We start from the raw sequence: 7,814 nt of genomic DNA, 5'->3' as shown, positions 1-7,814 counted from the left end.
ATGAACATCGTCGTCGGTATCACCGGCGGCATCGCGGCGTACAAGGCGGTCGGGGTCGTCCGTGCCCTCGTTCTCGCCGGGCACGACGTGCACGTCGTCGCGACGGAGAACGCCCTGCGTTTCGTTGGGCGTCCTACACTCGAGGCGATCAGCCGCAACCCGGTGCACAGCGACCTCTATGAGGGTGTCGCAGAGGTGCGCCACGTCGCGATCGGCCAGGCCGCCGACCTCATCGTGGTCGCCCCGGCGACGGCGAACTCGATCGCCAAGCTCGCTGCCGGGCTCGCCGACGACTTGCTCGGGAACACCATCCTCGCGAGCACGGCTCCCGTGGTCATCGCCCCCGCCATGCACACCGAGATGTGGCAGAACCCCGCGACGGTCGCGAACATCGCTACTCTGCGCAGCCGCGGCGTCACGATCGTCGGTCCCGCCGTGGGCCAGCTGACGGGCAAGGATGCTGGGCCGGGCCGCATGTCGGAGCCCGAGGAGATCGCGGCGGCGGCACTGGCCGCGGTCGCTCCTGTTCGCGACCTCGAGGGACGTCGCATCCTCATCAGCGCGGGCGGTACGCGGGAACCTCTCGATCCGGTGCGATTCATCGGCAATCGATCGAGCGGCAAGCAGGGAGTCGCTCTCGCGCTAGCGGCGGCGACCCGCGGCGCCGAAGTGGTGCTTGTCGCTGCCAACCTCGAGGTGGATGCCCCGGCTCATGTCTCGGTCGTGCCGGTCTCCACGACTCTCGAACTCGAGGCCGCCATGTCGGTCGCGGCCCCCGATGCCGACACTGTGATCATGGCGGCGGCCGTCGCGGATTACCGGCCCGAGTCCGTCGCGGAGAGCAAGATCAAGAAGGAGACGCAGGGCGACAGACTCACCCTGTCACTCGTGAAGAATCCGGACATCCTCCGTGGCCTGGTGGATGCTCGCCGCCCCGGTCAAGTCGTCATCGGCTTCGCCGCGGAGACCGAGCCGGACGACGAGAAGCTCCTCGCGGTCGGGCGGGCGAAGGTCGCCCGCAAGGGCTGCGACTACCTCGTCCTCAACAGGGTGGGCTGGACCGAGGGTTTCGCCGCAGAGCGCAACACGGTCCTGATCCTCGATTCGGCCGGGGATATAGTGGGCGAAGCCACCGGCCCGAAGCGGGCCGTGGCCGACCGTGTTCTGGATCTGCTGGCCGATCGGCCCTGATCCGCCCGACGTGCCTGGAGCCCCCTTGAGCAACTCGCTGCGCCTGTTCACCTCCGAGTCGGTCACGGAGGGGCACCCGGACAAGATCTGCGATCAGATCAGCGACAGCATCCTCGACGCGCTCCTCGCGGTCGACCCTCAGGCACGCGTCGCTGTGGAAACCCTCGTCACCACGGGGCTCGTCCATGTCGCCGGAGAGGTGACGACGAGCGGGTACGTCGACATCCCGTCGATCGTGCGCAAGCGCATCTCGGACATCGGCTACAACTCGTCCGACGTCTGGTTCGACGGTCGCTCGTGCGGCGTCTCCATCTCCATCGGGGGCCAGTCGCCGGACATCGCGCAGGGCGTCGACTCCGCCTTCGAGACCCGGGAGGGGTCGAGCTCGGACGCCGACGACCTTCAGGGCGCCGGCGACCAGGGCATCATGTTCGGCTACGCGACGACCGAGACCCCCGAGCTCATGCCTCTGCCCATCTGGCTCGCGCATCGCATGGCCGAGCGTCTCGCCGAGGTGCGCCACGACGGGGTCGTGGACTACCTGCGACCCGATGGCAAGACTCAGGTCACGATCGGGTACGACGGGTCCGCTCCGCGAACCGTGAACACCGTGGTGCTCTCCACGCAGCACTCCCCGCGCGTGAGCACCGAGCAGCTGCGCGCGGAGATCGAGGAGCTCGTCATCCGGCCCACCCTCGCCCGCACCGACCTCGACACTGCGGGGCTCCGCGTCCTCATCAACCCCACGGGCCGCTTCGAGATCGGCGGACCCCAGGGCGACGCCGGGCTCACCGGGCGCAAGATCATCGTCGACACCTACGGTGGCGCATCCCGGCACGGCGGCGGCGCCTTCTCGGGCAAGGACCCGTCGAAGGTCGATCGCTCGGCCGCGTACGCGATGCGCTGGGTCGCCAAGAACGCCGTGGCCGCCGGTCTCGCCGACCGGCTCGAGGTCCAGGTCGCCTATGCGATCGGCACGGCGCACCCGGTGGGCCTGTACGTCGAGACGTTCGGCACCGCTCACGTGGCCGAGGAGCAGATCATCGCGGCGATCGACGAGGTCTTCGACCTGCGACCGGGAGCGATCATCCGCGAGCTCGACCTTCTCCGGCCGATCTACGCACAGACCGCGACCTACGGGCACTTCGGTCGTGAGCTCCCCGACTTCACGTGGGAGCGAACGGATCGCGTGGAGGCCCTGCGCAGCGCAGCCGGACTGTAGCCGTGGTCCCCGCGCTCATCGCCCGGGTGCTCGTCGACTCGCCCCTGCCGCAACTGGACCGGCTCTTCGACTACGCGGTGCCCGAGCGCCTTCGGGAGAGCGCGGTTCCCGGCGTGCGAGTCCGGGTTCCCCTGCGCTCGGCGGGGCGGATCGCGGACGGCTTCATCGTCGAGCTCGTGGACTCGGCCGACTTCCCGGGAGTGCTGAGCGAGCTCGACGAGGTGCTCTCGCCGATCCCCGTGCTCGCCCCCGAGGTGTGGGCGCTCGCGCGGCGCGCCGCCGACCGCGCCGCCGGGTCCGCCATCGACATCGTGCGACTGGCGGTGCCCCATCGACAGGTTCGGGTGGAGAAGGCGTTCCTTGCTGCCGTGGAGTCGGAGCCGATCCCCGTCGTCGACCGGCCCGAGATCGATGGCTACCCGGCAACGCTCGGCGAGAGCCTCGCGGCAGGAAGTCGGATCGCGCTCGACGCGATCCCCCTGGTCACGGAGCTTCCGGGCGGGGGATGGGTCGGCTCGTGGGCCCTGTCGTTCGCGCAGGCCGCCGCGCGTGCCGTGGCATCCGGTCGTTCCGCGATCTTGTGCGTCCCCGACTATCGCGACCAGGACCAGGTGGAGGCCGCCCTCGCGACGCTCTTGCCGCCCGATCGCATCGTGCGCCTCGACGCTCGGCAATCGAACCCCGATCGGTACCGCGCCTTCCTGAAGTGCCTCGGGGACGCGCCGCTCGCGATCGTCGGCAACAGGTCGGTCGTCTACGCTCCCGCGCGGGACCTCGGGCTCCTCGCGCTATGGGACGACGGTGACCCGCTGCACAGCGAGCCGCTCGCTCCCTACGTCCACTCGAGGGATGCCGCCCTCCTCCGTCAGGAGCAGCAGGGGTGCGCGCTCCTGATCGCCGGGCACTCCCGATCCACCGAGGTGGAGCGGCTCGTCGAGGTCGGCTGGTTCACGTCCGTGTCGCCGTCGCCGGGAATCCGGCCCCGGATCGTGCCGACCGCCCAGCAGGTCGGGGGAGACCGGCTCGCGGAGCAGGCCCGAATCCCGTCGTCGGCGTGGCGCGAGGCAAGGGCGGCCCTCGAGACCGGGCCTGTCCTCATCCAAGTCGCTCGACCGGGATATGCCCCTCGACTCGCGTGCGCCGACTGCGGTCAAACCGCTCGCTGCCTGAGGTGCGAGGGGCCGCTCACGAAGCGATCGGCGTCGAGCACCCCGGCGTGCTCGTGGTGCGGCGCCCTCGCCGTCGGCTGGCGCTGCTCCCACTGCGAGGGGGAGCGCCTGAAGTCCGTCGGCGCAGCAGGAGCAACCCGAACGGCTGAAGACCTCGGGCGGGCCTTCCCCGGCGTGCGGGTCGTGATCGCCGACGGCGAGCGGCAGGTGCAGCACGTGGATGCCCGACCCGCACTCGTCATCGCGACGCGGGGTGCCGAACCCATTGCCGCAGGGGGTTACCGCGCTGTGCTCCTCCTCGACGGTGAGCAGATGGTGGCGCGAGAGTCCCTGCGGGTGGCGGAGGACTGCCTGCGCTGGTGGTCGAACGCCGTCGCCCTCGCGGCGCCGGGGGCGCCGAGCATCCTCGTCGGTGTGGGGGGAGCACTCGCATCAGCACTCGTGACCTGGCGGCACGCCGCCTTTGCGGCCGCCGAGCTCGCCGATCGACGCCGATTGCGGTTTCCGCCGGCTGTGCGGGTCGCCACCCTCACGGGGGCCGTGGAGGCGGTATCGCGCGCGGTGTCGGAGAGCGGTATCGACGCGGCGGATGTGCTCGGCCCGGTCGACGTCGGTCCCGCTGCGGTTCGCACCATCCTTCGATTCGACTATGCCGCGGGAGCGGAGATGGCATCGACGCTGCGATCGGAGGTCATCCGGGCAGCGACCAACCGCCGGCGTCCCACCGTCGGCGCCGGCCCGCGCCGTGCTCCGGCCCCGACGCTCAAGGTGCGGTTCGACGATGTCGAGCCGTTCCTCGAGCAGTAGCGTGCTCGGAGCAACCTCCGCGTCGGGGAGAATAGTCGCATGAGGATCGTCTTCGCGGGGAGTCCCGCCGCCGCGGTCCCGAGCCTGCGGGCCCTCGCCTCCAGCGATCACCGGGTCGTCGCGGTCGTCACCCGCGAGGACTCGCCCCAGGGCCGCCGGAGAGTGCTGACGCCCACTCCCGTCGCCGTGGCCGCCGCCGAGCTCAGTATCCCGGTACTGCGCGCGAACCGACTCACGGACTCCATCTCGAGCGAGATCGCCGCGCTCGACGCCGACCTCGGGGTGATCGTCGCCTACGGGGCACTCGTTCGGGAGCCGTTGCTCTCCACTCCTCGCCTCGGGTGGATCAATCTGCACTTCTCCCTGCTTCCGCGTTGGAGGGGAGCCGCCCCTGTGCAGCACGCGATCATCGCCGGCGACGAGCACACCGGGGCGACCGTGTTCCAACTGGTTCCCGAACTGGATGCGGGCGACATCCTCGGTCAGCTCGGCGAGACGATCGGCGGCATGCAGACCGCCGGGGCACTGCTCGAGGAGCTCGCCGTATCCGGAGCGGACCTCGTGGTTCGGGTCGTCGACGCCCTGGAGAGCGGCGCCGCACGACCGGTTCCCCAAGTCGGCGAGGTCACTCTCGCCCCGAAGCTCTCGCTCGAGGACGGGCGGATCGACTGGTCCGAGCCCGCCTCGTCGGTCCACAACCGCGTGCGCGGCGTGACACCGGAGCCCGGCGCCTTCACCATGGTGGGCGACGACCGGGTCAAGGTGCTCGCCACCGCGATCGCCCGGGACGCGCTCCCGCTGCCCGCTGGCGAGATCGAACTGCGGGGTAAGACCGTGCACATCGGCACCGGTACCGAGCCGATCGAGCTTCTCACGGTGCAGCCCGCGGGACGGACAGCGATGGATGCCGCGGCCTGGTGGCGGGGACGCCCGCCCGGCTCAGTGACGAGTGCCTCGTGAGCCGCGCCACACCCGCGCGACGGGTCGCCCTCGACGTCATTCGTGCGGTTCGCGAGTCGGACGCCTACGCGAACCTGCTCCTGCCCGTCCGCATCGGCCGTGCAAAGCTCTCCGACGCCGACGCGGGGCTCGCCACCGAGCTCACCTACGGCACTCTGCGCATGCAGGGCTATTACGACGCCGTCATCGCGATCGCCTCGGGCCGGTCGGTCGACCGGATCGACCCTCCGATTCTCGACGTGCTCCGATTGGCGTGCCACCAGTTGCTGTCCTTGCGTGTCGCGACTCATGCCGCCGTCGACGAGTCGGTGGAGCTCGCGAAGGAGGTGGGCTCGCGCTCCGCAGTGGGCTTCACCAACGGAGTGCTCAGGACGATCTCCCGGTCCAACCCGGAGGAGTGGCGCGAGCGGGTGCTCGCCACCGCCCGCTCGGGCGAGGAGGCTCTCGCTCTCGAGCACTCGCATCCGCTGTGGGTGACTCGGGCGATCCGGCAGGTCCTCGTCGCCGAGGGCCGCGAGTCCGAGCTCGAGGCCGCGCTGATCGCCGACAACGTAGCGCCCCGCGTGAGCCTCGCCGTGCTCCCGGGCCTCGCGCACCGCGTCGAGCTCCCCGGCACCCCGGCTCCTTACTCACCCCTCGGCGTCCGGCTCTCGGGCGGCGACCCGCTCCGCGTCCCCGCAGTCACAGAAGGCCGCGCTCGTGTCCAGGACGAGGGATCACAGCTCGCCGCACTCGTTCTGTCGCGCGCGCGGCCCGTCGAACCCGGCGAGCTGTGGCTCGATCTGTGCGCGGGCCCCGGCGGCAAGGCCGCACTCCTCGCCGCCGAAGCGGCTGGCGGCGGGGCGACCCTCATCGCCAACGAGGTGGTCCCGGCCCGCGCCGAACTCGTGCGCTCCGCCGTCGCCGCGATCTCCCCGGCCCCCGAGGTGCGGGTCGGGGACGGCACGACAGTCGGCTCGGAGCATCCCGCGCACTTCGACCGCATCCTGCTCGACGCGCCGTGCACGGGACTCGGCGCGCTTCGTCGCCGACCGGAGGCCCGCTGGCGGAAGCAGCCGGGGGATGTCGCGGGCCTCGGGCCCCTGCAGTCGGCGCTCCTCGAGTCGGCGATCGCCGCGCTCAAGCCGGGCGGGCTCCTCGCCTACGTCACGTGCTCGCCCCACGCGGCGGAGACCAAGTCCATCGTCGCGTCCGTGCTGCGCAAGCACCCGGAGGTCTCCCGGCTCGACACGCCGGCCGTCCTCCAGGCTATCGCGAGCGAGCCCCTCGACCTCGCGCCCGGCGATCACGTTCAGCTGTGGCCCCACCGCCACGGCACCGACGCCATGTTCATCCAGCTACTCACGAAGGCCTGATCCCTATGGTCCGCATCAATCCGAGCATCCTTGCCGCCGACTTCGTCAATCTGCAGCGCGATCTGGCCCGCATCCCGAGCGCCGACTTCGTTCACGTGGACGTCATGGACAACCACTTCGTCCCCAACCTCACGTTCGGACTCCAGATGGTCGGGCGCATCCAGGACGTCTCGTCGCTCCCGCTCGATGTGCACCTCATGATCGACGACGTCGACCGCTGGGCGCCGGAGTACGCCAAGCTCGGGGCGTTCTCGGTGACGTTCCACGCGGAGGCGACGGATGCCCCAGTCGATCTCGCCCGGAGACTGCGGAGCCTTGGCTCCCGCGCGGGTATCGCGCTCAAGCCGGGTACGCCCGCCGAGCCGTATCTCGACGACCTGGCCGAGTTCGACCAGGTGCTGGTGATGACGGTGGAGCCAGGGTTCGGGGGGCAGGGCTTCCTGGCGGAGACGATGCCGAAGCTCCAGCAGGTGCGCGACGCCGTCGACGCCGCCGGCGTCGACGTCTGGCTGCAGGTCGATGGCGGAATCGATCTGTCCACCATCGCGGTGGCACGGGATGCCGGTGCCGACACTTTCGTCGCGGGTTCAGCCGTCTACGGCGCGGCCGACCCGGACCTGCGCGTCTCGGCATTGCGTGAGGCGGCCCTGCGCCACGGCGAGCAAGGGCACACCCACTAGGTCTGGTTGACTGGACGTATGACAGACACACCCAAGACCAAGCCCGAGGTGGACTTCTACGAGGGCCCCGAGCCGACCGAGCTCGTCATCATCGACCTCGAGGAAGGAACGGGCGCCGAGGCGTACCCGGGCGCGACCGTCGAGGTGCACTACCTCGGCGTCGACTTCGAGACCGGCGAGGAGTTCGACTCCTCGTGGAACCGCGGCCAGTCCATCGAGTTCCCGCTCAGCGGGCTCATCAAGGGCTGGCAGGACGGGATCCCCGGCATGAAGGTCGGGGGACGCCGGCAGCTCATCTGCCCGCCGCACCTGGCCTACGGACCCGCCGGGGGCGGCCACCGCCTCTCGGGCCGCACGCTCACGTTCGTGATCGACCTGCTCGGCGTCAATTAGTCAGGAGTCGGCTGGCCGGGGCACCCCCGGCCAGCCG

Annotated in this window: 7 protein-coding genes; all 7 read left to right on the top strand. The window is 70.7% G+C overall.

Features of this window, described 5'->3' with window-relative positions:
• Genes coaBC through Q5716_RS07165 form a run of 7 tightly spaced genes read left to right on the top strand, consistent with a single transcriptional unit; the run spans position 1 to position 7,777 of the window.
• A complete protein-coding gene (coaBC, locus tag Q5716_RS07195; protein ID WP_305002398.1) occupies positions 1–1,191 on the top strand; it encodes a bifunctional phosphopantothenoylcysteine decarboxylase/phosphopantothenate--cysteine ligase CoaBC in 1,191 nt (396 codons plus the stop codon).
• 25 nt (positions 1,192–1,216) lie between these two features.
• Positions 1,217–2,413 (top strand): methionine adenosyltransferase, encoded by a 1,197-nt coding sequence (gene metK / locus Q5716_RS07190; protein ID WP_305002397.1) that lies wholly within the window; start codon positions 1,217–1,219, stop codon positions 2,411–2,413.
• A gap of 2 nt (positions 2,414–2,415) precedes the next feature.
• Positions 2,416–4,389, top strand: coding sequence for a primosomal protein N' family DNA-binding protein (locus tag Q5716_RS07185; RefSeq protein ID WP_305002396.1), 1,974 nt, complete (start codon positions 2,416–2,418; stop codon positions 4,387–4,389).
• A 39-nt stretch (positions 4,390–4,428) separates the two neighbouring features.
• The gene (gene fmt, locus Q5716_RS07180; RefSeq protein ID WP_305002395.1) at positions 4,429–5,349 is read left to right on the top strand and encodes a methionyl-tRNA formyltransferase; all 921 of its coding nucleotides are present in this window, start codon (positions 4,429–4,431) and stop codon (positions 5,347–5,349) included.
• A complete protein-coding gene (locus Q5716_RS07175) occupies positions 5,346–6,704 on the top strand; it encodes an RsmB/NOP family class I SAM-dependent RNA methyltransferase (protein ID WP_305002394.1) in 1,359 nt (452 codons plus the stop codon). The genes fmt and Q5716_RS07175 overlap by 4 nt, the downstream gene beginning before the upstream one ends.
• 5 nt (positions 6,705–6,709) lie before the next feature.
• The gene (gene rpe, locus Q5716_RS07170) at positions 6,710–7,384 is read left to right on the top strand and encodes a ribulose-phosphate 3-epimerase (protein WP_305002393.1); all 675 of its coding nucleotides are present in this window, start codon (positions 6,710–6,712) and stop codon (positions 7,382–7,384) included.
• A gap of 18 nt (positions 7,385–7,402) precedes the next feature.
• Positions 7,403–7,777 (top strand): FKBP-type peptidyl-prolyl cis-trans isomerase, encoded by a 375-nt coding sequence (locus tag Q5716_RS07165; RefSeq protein ID WP_305002392.1) that lies wholly within the window; start codon positions 7,403–7,405, stop codon positions 7,775–7,777.
• The last annotated feature ends 37 nt before the right edge of the window (positions 7,778–7,814 follow it).

Source organism: Antiquaquibacter soli, assembly GCF_030580675.1.
GTDB lineage: Bacteria > Actinomycetota > Actinomycetes > Actinomycetales > Microbacteriaceae > Rhodoglobus > Rhodoglobus soli.
The sequence above is the reverse complement of the archived record's forward strand: the minus strand, read 5'-3'. Positions and strand labels throughout refer to the sequence as shown.